Origin of the sequence: Cytobacillus mangrovibacter, from assembly GCF_042865275.1 — a bacterium.
Classification (GTDB): domain Bacteria; phylum Bacillota; class Bacilli; order Bacillales; family Cytobacillaceae; genus Cytobacillus; species Cytobacillus mangrovibacter.
The window spans coordinates 170,061-190,456 of the sequence record NZ_JBIACJ010000001.1 but is presented as its reverse complement, the minus strand read 5'-3'; the positions used below and the strand labels follow the sequence as shown (position 1 = coordinate 190,456).

At 35.5% G+C, this 20,396-nt stretch carries 21 protein-coding genes and 2 pseudogenes; 11 read left to right on the top strand and 12 right to left on the bottom strand.

The genetic code is table 11. The features are described 5' to 3' along the window. Nucleotides 1-169 precede the first annotated feature (169 nt). From ACFYKT_RS00975 to arsC, 11 genes are all read left to right on the top strand, one after another. The gene (locus tag ACFYKT_RS00975; RefSeq protein ID WP_389214137.1) at nt 170-664 is read left to right on the top strand and encodes a CBO0543 family protein; all 495 of its coding nucleotides are present in this window, start codon (nt 170-172) and stop codon (nt 662-664) included. Then, complete coding sequence (locus tag ACFYKT_RS00970; RefSeq protein ID WP_389214134.1) at nt 661-1,128, top strand: CBO0543 family protein; 468 nt, start codon at nt 661-663, stop codon at nt 1,126-1,128. Before ACFYKT_RS00975 ends, ACFYKT_RS00970 begins: the two co-directional genes overlap by 4 nt. 194 nt (nt 1,129-1,322) lie before the next feature. Then, a complete protein-coding gene (locus tag ACFYKT_RS00965) occupies nt 1,323-1,814 on the top strand; it encodes an arsinothricin resistance N-acetyltransferase ArsN1 family A (RefSeq protein ID WP_389214132.1) in 492 nt (163 codons plus the stop codon). Between the two features lie 106 nt (nt 1,815-1,920). Then, nucleotides 1,921-2,727, top strand: a complete 807-nt coding sequence (locus ACFYKT_RS00960; protein ID WP_389214129.1) for an arsenite methyltransferase — start codon at nt 1,921-1,923, stop codon at nt 2,725-2,727. A gap of 131 nt (nt 2,728-2,858) precedes the next feature. Further along, complete coding sequence (locus tag ACFYKT_RS00955; RefSeq protein ID WP_389214126.1) at nt 2,859-3,308, top strand: MarR family winged helix-turn-helix transcriptional regulator; 450 nt, start codon at nt 2,859-2,861, stop codon at nt 3,306-3,308. Between the two features lie 52 nt (nt 3,309-3,360). Further along, nucleotides 3,361-3,489 carry an FAD-dependent oxidoreductase gene (locus tag ACFYKT_RS00950; protein ID WP_389214123.1) on the top strand — a complete coding sequence of 43 codons (129 nt, stop codon included), beginning with the start codon at nt 3,361-3,363 and terminating at the stop codon, nt 3,487-3,489. A gap of 447 nt (nt 3,490-3,936) precedes the next feature. Next, nucleotides 3,937-5,322: an NAD(P)/FAD-dependent oxidoreductase gene (locus tag ACFYKT_RS00945; RefSeq protein WP_389214120.1), complete on the top strand. Its 1,386-nt coding sequence runs from the start codon at nt 3,937-3,939 to the stop codon at nt 5,320-5,322. Nucleotides 5,323-5,394: 72 nt separating this feature from the next. Next, on the top strand, nt 5,395-5,601 hold the full coding sequence (locus tag ACFYKT_RS00940) for a hypothetical protein (RefSeq protein WP_389214117.1): 207 nt from the start codon (nt 5,395-5,397) through the stop codon (nt 5,599-5,601). A gap of 127 nt (nt 5,602-5,728) precedes the next feature. Further along, nucleotides 5,729-6,073 carry an ArsR/SmtB family transcription factor gene (locus ACFYKT_RS00935; protein WP_389214115.1) on the top strand — a complete coding sequence of 115 codons (345 nt, stop codon included), beginning with the start codon at nt 5,729-5,731 and terminating at the stop codon, nt 6,071-6,073. 15 nt (nt 6,074-6,088) lie between these two features. Further along, nucleotides 6,089-7,387: an arsenic transporter gene (locus ACFYKT_RS00930; RefSeq protein WP_389214112.1), complete on the top strand. Its 1,299-nt coding sequence runs from the start codon at nt 6,089-6,091 to the stop codon at nt 7,385-7,387. 21 nt (nt 7,388-7,408) lie between these two features. Further along, nucleotides 7,409-7,828, top strand: a complete 420-nt coding sequence (arsC, locus tag ACFYKT_RS00925; protein WP_389214109.1) for an arsenate reductase (thioredoxin) — start codon at nt 7,409-7,411, stop codon at nt 7,826-7,828. Between the two features lie 301 nt (nt 7,829-8,129). On the opposite strand, the gene ACFYKT_RS00920 is transcribed toward arsC, so the two are convergent. The 12 genes and pseudogenes from ACFYKT_RS00920 to ACFYKT_RS00865 all read right to left on the bottom strand — a co-directional run. Beyond that, nucleotides 8,130-8,504, bottom strand: coding sequence for an rRNA methyltransferase (locus ACFYKT_RS00920; protein WP_389214106.1), 375 nt, complete (start codon nt 8,502-8,504; stop codon nt 8,130-8,132). Nucleotides 8,505-8,915: 411 nt separating this feature from the next. After that, a pseudogene (locus ACFYKT_RS00915) lies at nt 8,916-9,319 on the bottom strand (MFS transporter); the annotation flags it as partial. 252 nt (nt 9,320-9,571) lie between these two features. Continuing rightward, nucleotides 9,572-10,549: a ring-cleaving dioxygenase gene (locus ACFYKT_RS00910; RefSeq protein WP_389214103.1), complete on the bottom strand. Its 978-nt coding sequence runs from the start codon at nt 10,547-10,549 to the stop codon at nt 9,572-9,574. Between the two features lie 66 nt (nt 10,550-10,615). Then, nucleotides 10,616-11,557, bottom strand: coding sequence for a ring-cleaving dioxygenase (locus ACFYKT_RS00905; protein ID WP_389214100.1), 942 nt, complete (start codon nt 11,555-11,557; stop codon nt 10,616-10,618). A 58-nt stretch (nt 11,558-11,615) separates the two neighbouring features. Beyond that, entirely contained in the window at nt 11,616-12,053 is a 438-nt protein-coding gene (locus ACFYKT_RS00900) for a MarR family winged helix-turn-helix transcriptional regulator (protein ID WP_389214098.1), read from the bottom strand. A 318-nt stretch (nt 12,054-12,371) separates the two neighbouring features. Beyond that, a complete protein-coding gene (locus ACFYKT_RS00895) occupies nt 12,372-12,965 on the bottom strand; it encodes an NADPH-dependent FMN reductase (RefSeq protein ID WP_389214095.1) in 594 nt (197 codons plus the stop codon). 125 nt (nt 12,966-13,090) lie between these two features. Beyond that, entirely contained in the window at nt 13,091-13,525 is a 435-nt protein-coding gene (locus ACFYKT_RS00890; RefSeq protein ID WP_389214092.1) for a MarR family winged helix-turn-helix transcriptional regulator, read from the bottom strand. Nucleotides 13,526-13,907: 382 nt separating this feature from the next. After that, entirely contained in the window at nt 13,908-14,840 is a 933-nt protein-coding gene (locus tag ACFYKT_RS00885) for a D-2-hydroxyacid dehydrogenase (RefSeq protein ID WP_389214089.1), read from the bottom strand. 104 nt (nt 14,841-14,944) lie between these two features. After that, nucleotides 14,945-15,295 (bottom strand): hypothetical protein, encoded by a 351-nt coding sequence (locus ACFYKT_RS00880; RefSeq protein WP_389214086.1) that lies wholly within the window; start codon nt 15,293-15,295, stop codon nt 14,945-14,947. A gap of 165 nt (nt 15,296-15,460) precedes the next feature. Then, nucleotides 15,461-16,603 carry an acyl-CoA dehydrogenase family protein gene (locus tag ACFYKT_RS00875; protein WP_389214083.1) on the bottom strand — a complete coding sequence of 381 codons (1,143 nt, stop codon included), beginning with the start codon at nt 16,601-16,603 and terminating at the stop codon, nt 15,461-15,463. A gap of 109 nt (nt 16,604-16,712) precedes the next feature. Continuing rightward, on the bottom strand, nt 16,713-18,992 hold the full coding sequence (locus ACFYKT_RS00870) for an ATP-dependent DNA helicase (RefSeq protein WP_389214080.1): 2,280 nt from the start codon (nt 18,990-18,992) through the stop codon (nt 16,713-16,715). Between the two features lie 180 nt (nt 18,993-19,172). Then, a pseudogene (locus tag ACFYKT_RS00865) lies at nt 19,173-20,357 on the bottom strand (DHA2 family efflux MFS transporter permease subunit); the annotation flags it as partial. Between the last annotated feature and the right edge of the window lie 39 nt (nt 20,358-20,396).

The window sequence follows — 20,396 nt, the reverse complement described above, 5'->3', positions numbered from 1 at the left end:
TTTTTGTGTGAATTAATGTTCAAAATGGACATCAATTATTAAAATAAAAATGTTCTAAACAACTGTTAAGTTTATTTAGTGTGGGGGAATATTAATTATGAAAACGGAAAATACTTTTATTGCTAATAAATAGTAATAACAGATTATATTGGAGGGGGAAATCTAAAATATGCGGGAGCATTTGATCCTAATTGCCATGTGGCTATTCGGTTTTATTGGCTTAATTCTGTTTATTCCACGTAAAGATCGCCGCAAGGGGCTCTTAGCATTTTTGATGTTTCAAGCAATCGTTTGGCTATGCGATATGCCTTCTTTTCGATATGGTTTGTTAAGCGCACCAGTACGGCTAATGCCTAATGCTACAGAGCTTCCCCTTACAATTAATTATTTTTTCTATCCAGTATTATTTTCCATATTTTACGTCAACAAGAGAGTAAAGGACAGTCTATGGTCTAAAATTATATACTTTTTTGTTTGGGTCTCTGTCATCACATTGTATGATATTGTTATCGAGAGATATACAGATTTATTAGAATATGGATCCCTGACGTGGTGGGGGATGTGGGTTTACATTGTTTTTCTCTTTTACGTAAGTCAAGTCTGCTGTAATTGGTTTTTTAAGGACAAAGCCGTGTTTCAAGCAGAGCTATGGAGGACAAAATGAGAATTGAATGGTGGATCTTGTTATGGGTGTATGCAGTAGCAACAGGAATTCTTTTCTTCATACCAAAAAATAAACTTCGACTTGCTGTATTCGCATTTTTGTGCCAACAGATGATTACTTTTCTGATAGGTTTGGTAGTTGTAGAGTTAGGGCTGCTTGAATATCCAATTCGTTTATTTGCATCTATCAATCGGACTAGCTTCACGTTTGAGTATTATGCTTTCCCAGTCATATGTGCGGCATTTAATGTATGGTATCCCAATGGCAGAAGTACACTTATTCAATTGGGGTATTATGCTGGATTTAGTACTGTGTTGACTATAGTGGAAGTCATTATCGAAAAATATACCGATCTCATCGAATATATACACTGGGAGTGGTATATTTCTTGGATTACAATATGTCTTGCGTTAGTAATTGCACGTTTCTTTTGTGTCTGGTTTTTTGCGAAGGGGAAAGTTTAAAACTGTGAAATTGGATGGAAATACTAACTTAACATTAGGAAATAGTTTTTTTCATATACATTTAACATTTAAACTATAAAAATTTCCACATTTACAGATTTTTCAAAAAAGCGTAAACTAATAGTTGCATATTGCAAATTTCAATTGTATATTTTATGTAAGCAATAGAAATTGATATTAGTTAGGGGGATTGGATGGCTATAATCAGGGAGGCTCTTGCAAAGGATATAGGTTCTATTCTAAGCATTTATAACGAAGGTATTGAAGACAGAGTAGCTACTTTAGAAACGGAAACAAAAGGATTACCCTACATGCAAGAATGGTTTGACAACCATAAAGGTCGATTTAAAGTAATTGTAGCAGAGCACGAGGGGAATATTGTCGGTTGGTCATCGCTAAACCCATATAATAACAGATGTGCCTATGCAGGAGTGGCAGATTTATCCGTCTATATTTCTAGAAAGTACAGAGGAAAAGGCATTGGAAATTTACTACTTACAGCAATTGAGGACTATGCTAAAGAAAATGATTTTCATAAAATAGTACTCTTTACATTCCCATTTAACCATCTGGGGCAAAGTTTGTATCGTAAAAAAGGGTATCGTGAAGTAGGTATATTTAAAAACCAAGGAATACTTGATGGGGACTATGTAGATGTAATGGCCATGGAAAAGTTAGTGCTTTAATCAATAGTTGCAATTTACAATTATTGAATATAAAAAGTAGAAGTCCTTACTTAAATAAAAGCGATTAATATAATTTAGATAAAATTTATTAAAGGGTGGGTTTATTATGAGTGAAGTGCAAAACGATCAGATTCGTAATAATGTTCGTCAAAATTATAAAGAGATAGCGTTAAGAGTAGTTAGTAGTGATAACTGTTGTGCACCCCCGAGTTGCTGCACAACAATAGACAATCAGAACATTTCTATTGAAGAAATTTCTAAAAAAATGGGCTACACAGCAGAAGAATTAAAAAATATTCCAGATGGTGCTAACATGGGATTAGGTTGTGGTAACCCTCAAGCGATTGCAGATTTAAAAGAAGGAGAAACTGTTTTAGACCTTGGTAGTGGTGGAGGATTTGACTGCTTCCTGGCTTCACCAAAAGTTGGGAGTAAAGGGAAGGTTATTGGTGTCGATATGACTCCAGAAATGATTACTAAGGCTAGAAACAATGCGGAGAAAAATCAATTTAGTAATGTGGAATTTCGTTTAGGTGAAATAGAAAACTTACCAGTTGCTGACTCCTCCGTTGATGTGATTATTTCTAACTGTGTTATAAATTTATCACCGAACAAAAGAAGAGTTTTTACTGAAGCATATCGTGTATTAAAGGAAGGCGGCCGATTAGCAATTTCTGATGTTGTTATGACCACTGACTTACCTGAAGAATTACAAGATGATATTCAATTGTATTCAGGGTGCATCTCAGGAGCATCTACCATTGATAATCTGACTGAATTAATGAAACTTGCTGGCTTCAAAAATATATCAATTACACCAAAAGATGAATCAAAAGAGCTCATTAAAGTATGGGCACCAGAACATAATGTGGAAGAGTATGTTGTGTCTGCAATAATAACCGCAGTTAAATAAGAATAGATGATTAGTATTAGTTTACCCTGACACGAGTGGAGATGGGGTAACTTACCTGAATTTACTCGTGTTTTTCTTTTCAGTAGAAATTGAAATCCTAAATGGTTAAAAACAGTAGAGGTGAAGCAATAGTGGAAAATCTCCGAGAAATGTTTCAAATCATGACACGACGGTTTGGATTGTTAGATAAAAATTGTTGCAGCGTTGGGGGCTTTGATATTTCGATCATTCATAGCCATATTCTTTATGAGATCGATAATCAGCATAATCCGTCAATGCAGCAAATTGCAGAAGTCTTAGGGACTGATATTACGACGTTCAGTCGCCAAGTCCAATCGTTAGTTAAAATGAATTTGGTAAAAAAGACACCACTCCCAGAAGATAAAAGAGTATATATCTTATCACTTACAACTGAAGGGAAATTTGTCGTGACAACGATAGACCAGCAAATGAAGACGTACTTGAATGATGTTTTTTCTCAAATGAATGAGTTTGAGAAAGAGACAGTCATTCGTTCCATTAAGTTATTAAATGATGCAATGGCAAAAACAAGCAATTGTTGCACCATTCCTTTGAGGTGAAAACCTCAAAATGAATACTTGCAATTTGCAAATAAATTAAAAGGAGAACCAAATGAATAAAATTTGGGATGCTATAGTAATTGGTGGAGGTCAGGCTGGTCTTGCTACGGGGTATCATTTACAAAAAAGTGGATTAAAATTTTTGATTTTAGAATCAGGGGAAAGGGCTGCTGGTTCATGACCAAAGTATTATGACAGTCTCCAATTGTTTTCTCCAGCACGTTTTTCATCTTTACCTGGTATGAAAATTCCCGGAAATCCCGATCGTTACCCGACTAAGTTAGAAGTTATTAGTTATCTTGAAGATTATCAAAAATATTTTAATTTACCAATAGTAATGAATTCGAAAGTTATATCTGTAGTAAAAGATAATCAGGTATTTACGATTTAGTAATTTTCCATATTTATTTGAAGTGGATGCTTTTGATGCTGAAGGAAACCTAAGGCATGCAGGAGGTGTAAGTACCTCTACTCCTGGCCTTTATTTTGTGGGTATAGAAGGTCAACGATCGTTTGCTTCTGCAACATTAAGAGGAGTCGATTCCGATTCACGCTATGTTGTTAGAAAACTTTTAGCCTATATAGAAACTCATAAATAAAAATCACTTTGGAAAAGAGGAGAAGGAAAATGACAAATACAAATAATCTATTAGTAAATGCAAAAGGATGTTGTGCTCCGCAAGAAAGAACCCTTAACACTAAGTCAGTAAGTAATAACTTGCAAGGTCAACTACCAGTAGCTATTATTGGTGCCGGTCCAATTGGTTTGGCTGCTGCTGCTCATTTAGCAAGCCGGGGACAGAAGTTTATTTTAATAGATTGTGGTAGTGGGGTAGGTGCAAACGTATTAACTTGGGGCCATATCCGTTTATTTTCACCATGGCGTTATAACGTTGATAAAGTTGCAAGGAGTCTACTGGAACAGAGTAACTGGACACATCCTGATTTTGAAAGATTACCAACAGGAAAAGAACTTGTAGAACAATACTTAGAACCACTTTCAAATCTTAGTAAAATTCGGCCTTATATTCAATTAAATACTAAGGTAGTATCTATTGGTAAAAAAGATACGGATAAAATGAAAACGCTGAATCGAGAGAGTCTCCCTTTTATTATTCATACAGAATCTAATGGATCATATAAAACCCTTGAGGCAAGATCTGTCATTGATGCAACAGGTACCTGGGGGAATCCTAACCCAGCTACTTCAAGTGGAATATGGCTTAAAGAGGAGAAATCACTCCATGAACAAGTATTTTACGGAATTCCTAATATATTAGAAAAGGAAAAGGAACGTTATGCTAATAATCGCGTTGCAGTTGTTGGAGGAGGACATTCAGCAATTAATACGTTGTTAGATTTAGCAAAACTTAAGGAGACGTATAATAAGACAGAAATTATATGGATAATGAGAAGGCAACGCGTTGAAGATGCGTATGGTGGAGAAGAAAAGGATGCACTAGTAGCACGAGGTAAGTTAGGAAGTCGTATCCACAGCTTAATAGATGAACAGAAGATAAAGGTAGTTACTCCTTTTAGAATCCTAGAGGTGAGAAAAACTCAAGAAGGAATAATGATTAAAGGCAATAAGAACAATGAGGAAAGCACTCTTAATGGGATTGATGAAGTAATTGTCAATACAGGAAGCCGGCCAGATTTAACCATTTTAAGTGAAGTTAGAATAGAAATTGACTCAACAACAGAAAGTGTTAAAGCATTAGCTCCACTTATCGACCCGAATATCCACAGTTGCGGAACGGTTCGTCCACATGGAGAAAGGGAGTTGCGTCAGCCCGAAAAAGATCTTTATATAGTTGGAGCGAAAAGCTATGGACGTGCTCCAACATTTTTAATGGCGACAGGATACGAACAGGTAAGATCAATTGTAGCTTATCTTAGTGGGGATGTTGAATCCTCGGAAAAAGTGGAATTGGATTTACCTGAAACTGGTGTGTGTAGCGTCAACTATAATACGAAAAAATCTGGTTGTGACGATTCAACTTCGTGTAACTAAATAACAGTAGGGAAACTCTATGTTTCCCTATTAAAATAAAGTGGAAAATTATCGAGTGATGGGGGAAATAAAATGACTATTAATCATGCTGGTACTCTTGGTAAAGAATATTTTATTTCATATATAAAATTAATTATGAATGCTTGTGGTTGTTCTGTGGATGAAGCGAAAGAGCAAAAATTTAAGCGATTGTTTAATAATCAAGAAGAAAGTATGGGACGAGAAACGTACAAACAATTTTTGATTGCCTATAGGGAATTACATGGGTGGCAGTCATAAAAATCCCAATGTCGCTTCCAAGGAACATTGCATTATGAAATAAATAATTGCAAGATATATATATAAGTGGTTTATTATATAAGCAAATTATTATGTGTTTATAAAATAAGAATAGGAGGTGCCTTTTATGCATCAAACACTTATCGATATTACTAATGCTTCGACAATCCTAAAACTTTTGGGCGATAAAACTCGGCTAACAATGGTAAAAATTTTAGACTCTCATGATTGTTGTGTTTGTGAATTTGTTGAAATATTTAAAACGAGTCAGCCGGCAATTAGCCAACATTTACGAAAGTTAAAAGACTTAGGAATCGTGAAAGAAACGAGAAGAGGACAATGGATTATATATTCTTTAAATAAAGAAAGTGAGTATTATCCATTGGTGCAAAATATTCTTCAACATCTTCCTAATCAAGATTTTAAATTAATAGAACTAGAGGAACAGGGTTTACGTATCTCGTGTGAGTAATAGGGGGTTTACACAATGACATCAGTCATTTTAGCATCAGTGATTTTTTTGATAACACTTATTTTAGTGATATGGCAACCAAGAGGTTTATCCATTGGTTGGTCCGCTTGTGGGGGAGCGATCCTCGCTTTAATTATCGGGGTTGTTGACTTAAAAGATGTAATAGATGTGACATCCATTGTATGGAATGCAACTTTAGCATTTATAGCTATCATCATTATTTCATTAATTCTTGATGAAATTGGTTTCTTTGAGTGGGCAGCTCTTCACATGGCAAGGGCAGCTAAAGGTAATGGAAAACGAATGTTTGTTTATGTTTCCATTCTAGGAGCATTGGTGGCAGCATTATTTGCAAATGATGGGGCAGCACTAATTTTGACTCCTATAGTTTTAGCAATGGTAAGAAATCTAAAGTTTAATGAAAAAATGGTTTTTCCATTTATTATAGCGAGTGGATTTATTGCTGATACAACATCTTTGCCATTAGTAGTAAGTAACTTAGTTAATATTGTGTCAGCTGACTTCTTTGGCATTGGATTTGCAGAGTTTGCTTCAAGGATGATAATCCCGAACTTCTTTTCATTAGCAGCAAGTATCTTGGTCTTATATCTATTTTTCCGAAAAAGTATTCCGAGGAATTATGATCTTTCTGAATTAAAGAAGCCAGTTGAAGCGATTCGAGACGAAAAAATGTTTCGATTATCTTGGATTGTGTTAGGAATCTTGCTAATCGGTTATTTCGCTAGTGAATTTACAGGTATTCCAGTATCGATTATTGCAAGCATCATCGCAATCTTTTTCCTTATAATGGCAAGAAAGAGCTCTGCGGTTAATACGCGTTCAGTTATAAAAGGTGCACCTTGGGCGATCGTCTTTTTCTCAATAGGTATGTATGTTGTTGTGTATGGCTTAAGAAACGTAGGGTTAACTAACATCTTAGCCGACCTGATTCAAGTAACTGCTGACCAAGGCTTATTTGCTGCAACAGTAGGAATGGGATTTATTGCGGCAATTCTTTCTTCGATTATGAACAATATGCCAACTGTAATGATTGATGCGTTGGCTATTGCTGATACAAGTACAACCGGAGTCATTCGTGAAGCACTTATTTATGCGAATGTGATTGGTTCTGATTTAGGTCCTAAAATTACACCGATTGGCTCACTAGCAACCTTATTATGGCTACATGTTTTATCCCAAAAAGGGGTTAAGATATCCTGGGGAACGTACTTTAAAACAGGTATTATTCTAACTATTCCAACACTGTTTATTACTTTAGTTGGCCTATATATATGGCTGTTAATTATTCACTAAATAACAAAGGAGAAATACTATATGTCTAATAAAACAATCTACTTTTTGTGTACAGGAAACTCCTGCAGAAGCCAAATGGCAGAAGGCTGGGCGAAGAAATATTTAGGTGAGGATTGGAATGTATACAGTGCAGGTATTGAAGCACACGGTTTAAATCCGAATGCAGTTAAAGCAATGAAAGAAGCAGGTATTGATATTTCCAACCAAACGTCTGATATCATTGATCCTGAAATTCTTAATAGTGCAGATCTAGTGGTTACCTTATGTGGAGATGCAGCTGATAAATGTCCTGTTACACCATCTCATGTTAAACGTGAACACTGGGGCTTTGATGACCCAGCAAAAGCAGAAGGCACAGAAGAGGGTAAATGGGCATTTTTCCAACGTGTCCGTGATGAAGTTGGCGAAAGAATTAAGCATTTTGCTGAAACAGGAAAATGAGGCTGGGACAAAAGGTTTTTAGCAACTAAAAAAGCCGAACTATTATTAGAAATGCTAACACAGCATTTTGCGATAGTTCGGTTTTCTGTATTAAAAATACAAGAATTTATTAAAAAATGACTAATGTATACACTTTGGATTCCCATATGAATAAAACTTTGGTTCAATATACAAAAGTTTTATTCCGTCTCATTATCTTAAGTATACTTATTGAATGAGACGGAATTCTCACTTCAAAAATTAACTTCCTATAATATATATTATGTTCGGGGCGTTCTTATAATAATAGAAAATTTAAGTGCTACTGCTCTATTCTGTTTTTATGGCTGCTATTTTTAATAATATCGAAATTTATATATTGGACACTATACTCAATGACATCGTTGATAAATAATTGATGATTTTTTGCAAACTCTTTGACTTGCTCTAATAATTCTTTGTCATATGTAGTTTTGTATTGAATTCTATCTTTCGGTCTAGTTTCTTTGTTAAAATGAATAACGCCTTGAAATAATACTGTTTGTAAGCCGCTTTCAATAAGATAATTTACATGAGTATCGTATTCTAAGGCCAAATTATTTAAATTCTCTAATGTAGCTTTACTTATATTTGTTCTAAATTTTACTCTAGACATATCAGTAGTTTGAATTAAATGTCCATTTACTAATTTCCACATTATCACAAACACTCCATTTCAATAAAAACAATTATTCAATATTTAAATGTTTTTCCATACGGTCTTTTTTATTTGATAAATATACATTATTTAAAATATCAGCAAACTATTGCTATCCATTATTAAATTATACGAACAATCGTTCTTAATTTCAAGGATTGATTTTCTTATATGTGTTTAATATTATGTAAACTAGATAAAAAAGCAAAAAGTCAGACTAATTTACTCCACTTCCTCTTAATAACGAGTGACACAAAAGTACTAATAAGTTTAAGTGCTTTTGTGTCATTAATTTAAGAAACGAAAATAGATCCTTTTTACTTTACTAATTGTATAACTTATTCCAGATTTATAGGTCGATTAACTTTTCATTTACTTTATAGCTCCCAAATAAAATCACCCTTAAATACTCTATTCCCTTTTATCTCTACGAGACCAAATTACAACAGGTATGAGAGCTAAGGATAATAGCCCCCCCCCAAAGATAATGTAGCATAACTTGAATTAGCTACTATCATTCCTGAAAGAGCACCGCCAGAAGCTCCTGCTAATGCAATAAAGACATCAAGTGTTCCTTGAGTTTTTGCTCGTGTTGAAGGCTCTGTAGAATCAACTATTTGAGCCGTCCCACTAATTAAGCCAAAGTTCCATCCTAATCCCAGTAAAGTAAGAGCAAAGACTAATAGAATCATTGAATCACTAGGTGCGAATGCTGCTAATAAACCAGCAAATAATAATGTAATGCCCGACGCTATGCTCATAGTTGTCCTCCCAACTTTATCTACAAGTATGCCTGTGATAAGTGAGGGAAGATACCCTAATATTGCCCTAGTTGTGACATCGTCAATTGAAAATTACTCTTAAACGAAACCAACTTAGAGTATGAATATTATTTACTCACCAGCAAACAACAAAATTGGCAACACGAACATCTACCCTTGCCCATGTTGCCGAATATATTGGATTCAAGAATGTTTATTAGCAAATTGTTTTTAAAGCTATTGTCCAGTTAATGACTTAAGAATACATTTGGTTTACTGATTCAGATTGTAATAATAAAATTGATTCTATTCTTTGATGAATTCCTCTGTGCTTCTCACTGTATCAATTGGGCGTACTAACTTTTCTATTTGTGCACGTTTAGGCTCTAGGAATGGTGGTAAAGATAATTTTTCCCCTAGGGTTTCGTAAGGTTCATCTCCCATAAAGCCAGGACCATCTGTAGCAAACTCAAATAAAATTTGTGGAGCAACTCTTGCGTATAAAGACTCAAAAAAGTGACGGTTGACATAACCGGATGTCGAGAATCCAAAACTACTCAATCTCTCAGTCCATTCATCTAACACTGAGCGATCCTCTACACGGAATGCTGCATGGTGTACCGTGCCAAAACCTTGTCGAGCTTGAGGAAGAGTCGTATTGTATTCTACAATAACTGAAGCACCATTTCCGCCTTCCCCTACTTCAAATAAATGGAATGCTCCATCAGCTGCCGTTTCTTTAAATAATAGCACCTTTTCCAGTACTTCTTTAAAGTAATCAAAGTTCGCCATACGGACAAAAACAGGACCTAGACCAGTAATGGCATATTCCAATGGGATAGGACCCTTTTGCCATGGTGTACCTGATTTCACGCCTTTATTGAATTCATCTGAAATTAGTTGATAGTGTTGATCATCAAAATCAACGAAAGAGAGAGTTTTCTTGCCAAATTGTTCTTTAATTCCAGTATGCTTGACTTCTAAACGATCAAAACGTTTTACCCAATACGCTAATGCTGCATCACTTGGTACACGGAAAGAAGTCTTAGATATCTCGTTTGTACCATGTATACCTTTCGTAATGCCTGGGAAGTCGAAGAATGTCATATCTGTGCCTGCGCTCCCTTTATCATCAGCAAAGAATAAATGATAGGTTTGAATATCATCTTGATTGACTGTTTTTTTAACTAAACGCATCCCTAAAACAAAGGTGAAAAATTCATAATTCTTTTCTGCACTGCTTGTAATAGCTGTTACGTGGTGAATTCCTTTTAGTTGGTTCATTTTATTTTCCTCCTGGAAAGTTCAGATTTAATAGTAAGTTTAGTTTGATTGATATGATTCGTTTTGTTATTCTTCAATCGGTTTTAGATTTTCTTCAATTTCAATTCTACGGTCTTCTAAAAATGGTGGTAAATCTAATTTTTCACCCAATGTTTCGATGTCTCCATCGATGGTAAAGCCTGGCCCGTCGGTTGCAATTTCAAATAAAATTCCGTTTGATTCACGGAAATATAGACTCTTAAAGTAGAAGCGATCAACGACCCCAGATGATTGAAAGCCACGTGTTCGTACTTTTTCTTCCCAAAAGGCTAGCTCTGCATCGTTTTTTACACGAATGGCTAAATGATGAATACTGCCACGGCCTGGTTTTTCAGACGGACCGTCCAAATATTTCACGACGATTTCTCCAAAGACCTCTTCTTTAATCGATTGAAAAATCGCTTCGTCTTCTGTACGGCTTATTTCTGTATAGCCAAACATGTCTGTAAGTGTACTTGCTAGTTTATCAAGTCTTCTCACCGTCATTTCTACAGAGCCCATTCCTTGAATTTGATGTTCAACAGGCACCTCGGATTTCTCCCATGTTTCCCAGTGCTTAACCTTTTCTCCGTCTGAAACAAGCAGTACCAAACGAAGGCCTTCAGGGTCTTCAAATTTTAAGGCAGGGTGATTAGCATATGAGGTGATCTCACCATGATGTACACCATACTCCCCAAATCGTGATTTCCAATAATGCAGACTTTCCACTGAGGGAACCAGTAATCCGATTCTAGTAATAGCGTTTGTACCACGATAAGTCTTTCCTGCTGGTGGAATTTCAAAAAAGGATAGTTCAGTTCCTGGGCTTCCTGTTTTATCTCCGTAAAATAAGTGATACATCGATGGATCATCTTGGTTCACAGTTACCTTCACACGACGTAAACCGAGCACATTTCGGTAGAAGTGATTATTTTGACTTGCATTTTTTGTAATCATTGAAATATGATGATGTCCTGGAATTTTATACATAAATGAATCCTCCATTTTCAATTTACTAGTCAAGTGATAGTTAAAAAAATAATAAAACTTAATTTCCTAATTTATTTTCAGTGTTTTTCTGTAATTTAGACATAAGTATATATAGTGTTTTTTGCTCTTCCTCTGTCAAGCAATCATTAACTATGGACGTTTGAAAAGTAAGTTGGTGTTCAAAAACTTCAAGCATTTTATCTTTACCTTTTGAAGTTAGGCTAATCCATTTTGTTTTCCAGTCCTGCTTACGCTGTATATATCCCTCTTGCTCCAGTCGGGTGAGCATGCGTGAAATTCCACCCTCCGACACCGTTACCTTTACAGCAAGCTGACTTTGCGTGATTGGCTGATAAGTCGCAACCTGATTTAATACATCAAACTGTGCAGCCGTAATACCAAACTGACTTAAGAATTCATTCGATAGCAAATTACTTTGATGTGTAAAGCGAGCAATACGCAACCAAATTAGTGAAGCAAGAGTATTTTTTCTCAATATGACCTACTTCCCTTCGTGACTAGCACTTTATACCACAAGGCGATATTTAATAAATTTCTCTAAACGATCGTAACAAATTCACTTAAGGGTTTGCGATATCCTCTTGGTTTTCTGCTTTCAACTTTTTCTTTTGCTGAAAGCAGGAACAACATGGATGATTATGACCTATTTAGCATAAGTACTGAGCACATCTATCAATTTTGCTTAATCATGATCTGCTCAACCTTCATACACCTTTAAATTGTTGTAAATATGTACATGGGCATAAAAAATACTCATGTACATATTTAAACTTAAGTTTGGTTTCGCAGTAAATTATCGGATTGTGAATAATGCTTTTGACCAAGGAATTAATTGATCTAACATTTGATTAACAGAATCCTCTTGAACTGCCTTTGGTTTAAAGTCAGTTCCATTTTCAAAATCAGTGAATAATGACAGTGCTGGATGTACTCGAACGTCAGCCACTAATAATTCACCTAAAATGCCTCGTAAATGTTCAGCTGCACGAGCCCCACCTACTGAACCATAAGATACGATACCCGCTGCCTTGTTGTTCCATTCATCACGTAAATAATCTAAGGCATTTTTAAGTGCTCCTGTAATTGAATGGTTATATTCTTGAACAATAAATACAAATCCATCTTGAGCAGCTACAATTTCTGACCAAGCAGCAGCTCCTGAAGCGTCAGTACCTGCTTCACCAAGTAATGGTAATTTATAATCTGCAATATCAATGATTGTATAGTTAGCATCACCACGTTTGTCAGCTATTTCTTTTACCCATGCAGCTACTTGTGGACTTACGCGTCCTTCACGTGTAGAACCTAAAATAATCCCAATGTTTAATTTTGTCATTGTTTCTTCCTCCTCTTGTTTGATTCCAAATAATTTATTGAAAAATCCCATTTTCTACTCTCACCTCCTTACAAGTTCTGAAATAATTGCAGTAATTTGATGTTGTCCTTGTAATGAGTATATGAATTATCTCTCTATTTCAGTTATCTCGAATTCGAGGTTTATGTGTAAAAAAATCAACTGCTTTTTGCTCTATAACCGACTCGTTTTAATAATGCGATTGTTTGATTTAGCTCATCAGCATTTAAATCTTCAAATACTTGTCTTATTTGCATGACATGCTGCGGGAAAATGTCATCCATTAATGCTTTGCCTTCACTTGTTAAAACTGCATATACAACTCGTCGATCTTCTGGACATCCTTGACGTCTTACATACTTTTTTTGCTCTAGTTTATCAATTACATAGGTGATACTGCCGCTTGAAATAAGAACCTTCTTACCAATCATTTGAATAGGTTGGTCACCTTTATGATATAGCAGTTCTAGACATGCCAATTCTGTAGGATTTAACCCATAGTTGGCTGCATCTTTCCGAATGACTTCTTGTACGGCTTGGGAGGCACGAAGTATGACAATTACCGCTTTTAATTCATCACTAGCTTGTTTCATTCGTATCACTCCTTAAAACGGGTAGATAGTGATGGACTTTTATTATATAAATTCAGCAACATCCCTCAAGCTTTGTCATTTTATTTCCTCCAATTTTTTTGTTTTTATCTTGAATTCGAGACATATAATCAAAAAAATAAAAGTTATTATTTTCGTTTGAATTAAAGTATCTTTAACTCGAGATAAATTTATCACATAATCTTATTTCCTGTCAACTATTTATTAGTAATTATTTTTTTATATCCAAATTAAACATGATATTTTAGCTTTACTAAGCAGATTCGTGCGAATCTGCTTAAAAATTCCCTTTTCTAATGATTCATAAATAGATCATACCATTTCAGAAATATTGCACTCACTTAACATATCAGCTTCGTTATTTTTAATACCCCTTAACAAAATCAACTTTATTAGACAATTCCTCGTTATTCTCAATTTTCTTTAATGTGTCAATAAAACATGATATAGCTTCATTCAGATCTGTCACTGCTGAAATATGAGGTGTGATAACAATATCATCTCTTTCCCAAAGTGGTGAATTCTTTGGGAGCGGTTCAGTTGAAACCACATCTAACACTGCGTATCTTATTTTTTCTGTATTTAATCCTTCGATGAGAGCTGTTTCATCTACTGTCGATCCTCTGCCAACATTAATAAAAGCAGTACTCTTAAAATGGCTAAATAATTCGTAGTTAAAAAGTTGATCTGTTTCTTTTGTTAATGGCAATGTGCTTATTACCCAATCTGCACGTTCGATTAAAGGACTAGCAGCAGTCGTTTTTGTGACTTCTTTGAAATATGCTTTTTGCTTTCCACTCTGAGATACACCATAAACAGTTGCTCCCAATTGATCAAATGCTTCTGCAACTGCTTGTCCAATTTCACCCGTCCCAAATATAACAATTGTTTGGTTCTTCACCATTTTAGGTGTTATTTGTGCCCATTTTTTTTCTCTTTGATTGGCTTCAAAGTATGTATGATATTGAAGATCTTTTAAAACATAGCTTAAGCAATACTCACTTATTCTTTCACCAAAAGAACAAATCGTACGAGTGAGAAGGACATCATTTTCCTCCCAGCCATCTAATTCAAGATAGTTGTTTACGCCCGCATTGAAGGAGTGTACCCATTTAATATCGGTCAGATTAAAGCCAGGACAAGGCTTAGATCCAACGTATACATCTGCCCATGTTAAATCCTCAGCAGAGATTTCATCAATAGGTATAAAGCGGAAATTATGAAAATCATCTATTGGTAAATGTTTTTGAAAAAGTTCTTCATTAATTCCTGCTACAAGTATATTTTTTAAGTTCATTAGAATGCCTCCAGATTAATCGATTCCGCAATGGACGATCTCTTCTACTATGTTAATACAATAACATTTAACACGAATCAAAATGAAGGATTTCGCCTTTATTTTCAAATGTTTGTAAATGAACGACTCAACTGCTGTAAAGTATAAAGTCTTGGGGTGAAGATAAATAAATCATTATAGTTATTTTCTACATATTCACCAATAATGTGGAGTGCCTTCCTGATCCGCTCAACTAATATAGAGGTGGTCTTCTCGTCATAAAAGAACCGGTTAATTCTAAGTAATTCTTCTGCAAGGATTTGAAATTGAAATTCCTCAACAAGAAGTTTTAATCGATATAGTTTTTCCTGGTTTGATAGATAAATATTATAAGCTTCATGACTTTTTTGAACATAGTTTTTAAATCCCTTTAAGTTTTCTGCCAGCATATTTGCTTTTTCTCTCTCAAAATTCAATTTTTACTCACCTCTTTAAGATATAATTATGCATCATTAAAGAAGTGTATGATGTAACTCCCCGCTATCTTTTCTGAAAAAAATAGAATGCTAACCTCAGAGAAATAATGGAAATAAAAAAGAAGCCAGATTCAAATATTGAATCAAGCTCCTTATCTTTGCAAGTTATACCCCTAAAACGACTGAACTCAAAACCGAACGCATCACGTCATTATTTCCAAAATGGATAGTTAACGCGCGAGCATCTCGGTAAAGTCTTTCCAATGTAAATTCTTTTGAATACCCATACATCCCATGTAATTGCATGGCTGTATCAATAATTTTCAATGCTTTTTCTGTTGTATTAATCTTCGCTTGGAAAACGGCAGGAATTGGACCTGGTTTGCTATTTTCCCGATCGTAGGCAGCTTTATAAAGAAGGCTGCGTGCTGCTTCTAGCTCAATTAGCATATCAGCAAATCGAAGCTGAACAGCTCCAATTTCGCTTAACTTTTTGTCAGCTACCGTTCTTTCTCTCAGGTAACTACGAGTTTCATCTAAAGCAGATTGTGCTAGTCCGAGGGCGATTGCTCCAGCTCCAAGTGCAGCCAATCCACCAACGGCTCCCATCACCAGTTGGCCGCCGCCAATTGGTCCAAGTAGAGCATCAGCAGGAATTTGGCAATTATCAAATATCAAATCTCCTGTCGGAAGTGCACGCAACCCCAACTTATCCTCGAGTTTTCCAAAAGTAAATCCTGGCGTATCTTTTTCCACTAAAAACATACTTAAACCAGCTTGCCCTGATTCATTTTCTGTTTTAGCCAATACCAAGTATAGATTGGCAAACCCTGCCCCGCTGATAAATGTTTTTGTTCCATTTAGTAAGTATGAATCTCCATTAAGTTTTGCAGTCGTTTGAATTGCTAAAGGATTACTGCCCCCTCCGGACTCTGTTCCTGCCAAGCCAATAATTGACTCGCCTTTTGCCAACGTCTTCAAGTATTTTTCTTTTTGTGAAGGGCTGCCGAAAGCTAGAATGGCTAGAGAAGCAGCCAGATGGGTATTGTATAGAAAAGATGTGGACGGACATGCTCTTCCAACTGACTCCATTGTGATTAGGAAGCTATATGTATCAGCTCCAGCACCTTCAAATACAGGGGGAAGCATCAAACCCATTAAACCTTGTTGAGATAATAAGTTGAAAACCTCTTTTTGAATAGCGCCATCTTGATCTAGGCTCGAAGAAATTGGCGCAATTTTTTCTACAGAAAGATCTTGCACCATTTTCCGCAGTTGTTCGTGTTCATCGGAAAAAAATAAAGTCATATAATAAGCCTCCCATCATTTTAAAAACAAAGAAAATTCAGTATAACATTATCAAACATTAATCATTTGTTCCGTGATATTTGTCATCTCATCCGTTTTTCTCTATTTTTTAAATAATCTTAAAATCTCGCCATTCAACAGGGAAAAGTCCTTGATATTTCTGTGTTAGAAACCGATCATCTACCAGTACAATTGTCCCAGAATCTGTTTCCGTTCTTATTAATCTTCCTCCTGCTTGAATGACCTTGTTAATTCCAGGGAAGGTATAGGCGTAATCATATCCATTATTTTTTGTTGTTTGAAAATAATCTTTTATTATATTGCGTTCTAAACAAAGCTGAGGCAAGCCGACTCCAACCACAATGACCCCATTAAGCCTATTTCCTTTTAAATCGACACCTTCAGAAAAAATCCCTCCTAATACAGCAAAGCCAATTAGTGGTTCTGAGCTCTCTACTTTAAACTCTTCTAAGAAAAGGTCCCGTTCCTCTTCTGTCATCCTTTTCATTTGGATGATTGTACGAATGTTGGGATACGTCGTTGAGAATTCTTCATATCCATTTTTCATATATTGATAGGAAGGAAAGAATATCAAGTAGTTTCCACTTCGCACTTCAACTAGTTTTGAAAGCATTTCTGTTATTTGTTTTTTCGTATGGTCTCTATCATGATATCGAGTAGATAATGGTTGAATGAATACGTCAGATTGTTCCTTTGCAAATGGTGAAGGGATTTTTATAAAATAATCCTCTGGTAAGCCACCAAGCATATCCATAAAATATGGAAGTGGCAATAGTGTGGCAGAAAAATAGATTGTCGATCGAAATTTTTTGCGAATCTGTTGCAACAAATGAGAAGGATCCAAACAGAACATTTTTAAATGGACGTCATTTTTCTCCGCTTGTACATAGGTCACATATCGTTCATCATATAGTTTTGAAATTCGTACAAATCCTATTGCTTCAAAATATGTATCCATCAGCAATGGCCCGTCTGATTTTGCTTGTTGAAACAATTCAATCTCCGCGTGATGAACAAATTCTTCAAGCAATTCAATCAGGTCCACTTGTAAATCCTTTAACACAAGATGGCCTTTCTCTGAACATTTTTTCTTTATTTCAATAAAATATTTGTTCAGTTTTGTGACAGAATTGTACAAGTCGGTATCTTTATATTCACGTTTCAGTGTAAGGAAGTTTGACTTCAATACTTCTGCTGAAAACATCTCACGAGCACGATCCACTAGATTATGTGCTTCGTCTATTAACAAGGCAGATTGTCGTTTATGCTTATCAAAAAAACGCTTTAATGATACTTTCGGGTCAAAAATATAGTTATAATCGCAAATAATCGCATCCGCCACAAATGCTAGGTCCAAAGAAAACTCAAATGGACAAAGCGTATGTTTTCTCGCATATTTCTCAATGGTCTCTCGATTAATAAATGTTTCATGAGAAAATATATCTAAAATGGCTTCATTAACTCGATCATAATATCCATTCGCAAATTCACAGTATTCCTTTTGACAAATGGTTTCTTCTTTAAAACAGACTTTATCTTTTGCCGTAATCGTTACAGCACTAAAAACGAGCCCTTTATTTTTCAAATGGGAAAAAGCATCCTCTGCGCTCTGTCTTGTGATCGTTTTGGCAGTTAAATAAAACAGTCGATCAAGTTTACCTTCTCCAATCGTCTTCACGGTTGGAAAAATGGTAGAAATCGTTTTACCGATTCCTGTTGGTGCATTTGCAAAAATATTTTTTTCCTCAGATATTGTTTTATAAACAGCACCTGCCAGCTTCCGTTGCCCCTCTCTGTATTTTTCAAAGGGAAAAGGTAATTCCGTTATGCTTTGATTTCTACGTAATCGATGCTCGTTCATAAGTGAGGCATAAGGCGAATAGTGCTGTACGAGTTCATTTGCGAATTTTTCCAGTTCCTGAAGGGTAAATCGTTTTTGGAATTTCTTCTGCTCGTCTGTCACGATATGTATGTAAGTTAATTGAACATTCATTTCTTGGAGTTCATGATCTTTTGCATAAATATAGGCATACACCTTCGCTTGAGCCCAGTGTACTGGATAAGATTCCTCTTCTATCGTGCTCAAGTCTTTTGACGTTGATTTAATTTCGTCAATCATGATTTCATTATTGCGGAAAATCAGCCCGTCACAGCGGCCCTCAATCAAAAAAATCATTGTTTCATGTTCAATCTCAGTCTTAAGATAAACTTCTTTTTGATCCGTTTCAAGATACGTATTTTGAATTGCCTTATGCGCTTTTGTCCCATCTGACATGGTGTTTGCGGTTCGAAATCTATTGTCAATACTTCCACTAAGATAAACATATTCAACTAATGTGCGTACAGAGAGATTTATTTTGGGTTGCATCCGATCACCTAATTAGTCCTTTACATACTCATATTTGAGTTCATCTTCTTTTTTATCATACATGATTGATAATTTTAAGTAAAAACGTATTGGAGGGGGTGCAATGAGAACCAACAAAAAAAGGTTCGATCACATCCATGACTGAAATTCACGAATGTGATCAAACCGTTGAAAAAAATTTTAGTTTGTTAATGGTTTTGTCGAAGCATTGTTTTGTTTTTCTAATGTGCTAACTGCTTCCGTACTTGTATCAACACGCTTTACAAAGAAAGATAATACGAGAACAGCAATATTAATTGCTAGAGCTACATAGAATGAATATTGAATTCCAGCTAGTAATGCTTGTTGTGTTAATGAGGCTGTTGAAGCTTCAGTTAATGTTGTTGGATCAACGCCAGTCATTAAGCTTTCCGCTTCTGATTTCGTAACTGAGTTCATAATCGTTACGAGAATAGCTGTACCAATTGAACCAGATACTTGCTGGGCTGTATTGTTAATTGCAGTACCATGCGGATTTAAACGAGTTGGTAACTGGTTTAAGCCATTTGTCATAATCGGCATCATAACCATGGACATCCCGAACATACGCAATGTGTAAATGATGATAATGTAGGTGACACTAGAATCTATTTGCAAGTTTGCTAGCATGTAAGTAGAAATAGCAGTGATGACAAGCCCGACTACTCCTAATAAACGTGGACCGAATTTATCGAATAGCTTTCCTGTAATTGGTGACATTATTCCCATAATAATCGCACCAGGTAATATCATTAATCCTGAATCAAGTGGTGAAATCCCGCGTACATCCTGCACATATGCTGGAGTTAAAATCATTCCAGAGAACATTGCTACTGCATTTACAACTGCAATCACTAATGCAAGTGTAAACATAGGATACTTGAAAACTCGTAAATCTAATAACGGTTCATCCATTTTTAATTGGCGGACAATGAAAGTAACTAATGCAATCACACCAACAATTATTGTAGTTAATACGATTGAATCAGACCACCCTCTTGAGCTTGCGGAACTGACTCCATATAATACCCCACCAAAACCGATACAAGATACGACAACTGAGATATAATCTAGCTTTGCCTTTTTGTTTTGATCCATTACATTTTCAAGCTTCCAAATAGCAAGTAATAAACTAATGATAGCTAATGGCAGGATCATTTTGAAAAGAACGCTCCAATCGTAGTACTCTACGATATAACCTGATAATGTAGGACCAATTGCAGGAGCAGTAATCATAACTAAACCCAACACACCCATTGCTGCACCACGTTTTTCACGAGGAAAGCTTACTAACATAACATTCATTAATAAAGGTCCCATTACCGAAGAACCCGCTGCTTGAACCATTGTGTTTCTAGAGTAAGAAAATTATACTATTTGTATAGA

Coding starts and splice junctions, on each gene's coding strand:
- ACFYKT_RS00975 (WP_389214137.1), top strand. CDS start 170: ATGCGGGAGCATTTGATCCTAATTGCCATGTGGCTATTCGGTTTTATT.
- ACFYKT_RS00950 (WP_389214123.1), top strand. CDS start 3,361: ATGAATAAAATTTGGGATGCTATAGTAATTGGTGGAGGTCAGGCTGGT.
- ACFYKT_RS00960 (WP_389214129.1), top strand. CDS start 1,921: ATGAGTGAAGTGCAAAACGATCAGATTCGTAATAATGTTCGTCAAAAT.
- ACFYKT_RS00905 (WP_389214100.1), bottom strand. CDS start 11,557: ATGTATAAAATTCCAGGACATCATCATATTTCAATGATTACAAAAAAT.
- ACFYKT_RS00920 (WP_389214106.1), bottom strand. CDS start 8,504: ATGTGGAAATTAGTAAATGGACATTTAATTCAAACTACTGATATGTCT.
- arsC (WP_389214109.1), top strand. CDS start 7,409: ATGTCTAATAAAACAATCTACTTTTTGTGTACAGGAAACTCCTGCAGA.
- ACFYKT_RS00945 (WP_389214120.1), top strand. CDS start 3,937: ATGACAAATACAAATAATCTATTAGTAAATGCAAAAGGATGTTGTGCT.
- ACFYKT_RS00890 (WP_389214092.1), bottom strand. CDS start 13,525: ATGAAACAAGCTAGTGATGAATTAAAAGCGGTAATTGTCATACTTCGT.
- ACFYKT_RS00895 (WP_389214095.1), bottom strand. CDS start 12,965: ATGGGATTTTTCAATAAATTATTTGGAATCAAACAAGAGGAGGAAGAA.
- ACFYKT_RS00965 (WP_389214132.1), top strand. CDS start 1,323: ATGGCTATAATCAGGGAGGCTCTTGCAAAGGATATAGGTTCTATTCTA.
- ACFYKT_RS00885 (WP_389214089.1), bottom strand. CDS start 14,840: ATGAACTTAAAAAATATACTTGTAGCAGGAATTAATGAAGAACTTTTT.
- ACFYKT_RS00910 (WP_389214103.1), bottom strand. CDS start 10,549: ATGAACCAACTAAAAGGAATTCACCACGTAACAGCTATTACAAGCAGT.
- ACFYKT_RS00940 (WP_389214117.1), top strand. CDS start 5,395: ATGACTATTAATCATGCTGGTACTCTTGGTAAAGAATATTTTATTTCA.
- ACFYKT_RS00870 (WP_389214080.1), bottom strand. CDS start 18,992: ATGCAACCCAAAATAAATCTCTCTGTACGCACATTAGTTGAATATGTT.
- ACFYKT_RS00875 (WP_389214083.1), bottom strand. CDS start 16,603: ATGACTTTATTTTTTTCCGATGAACACGAACAACTGCGGAAAATGGTG.
- ACFYKT_RS00930 (WP_389214112.1), top strand. CDS start 6,089: ATGACATCAGTCATTTTAGCATCAGTGATTTTTTTGATAACACTTATT.
- ACFYKT_RS00935 (WP_389214115.1), top strand. CDS start 5,729: ATGCATCAAACACTTATCGATATTACTAATGCTTCGACAATCCTAAAA.
- ACFYKT_RS00970 (WP_389214134.1), top strand. CDS start 661: ATGAGAATTGAATGGTGGATCTTGTTATGGGTGTATGCAGTAGCAACA.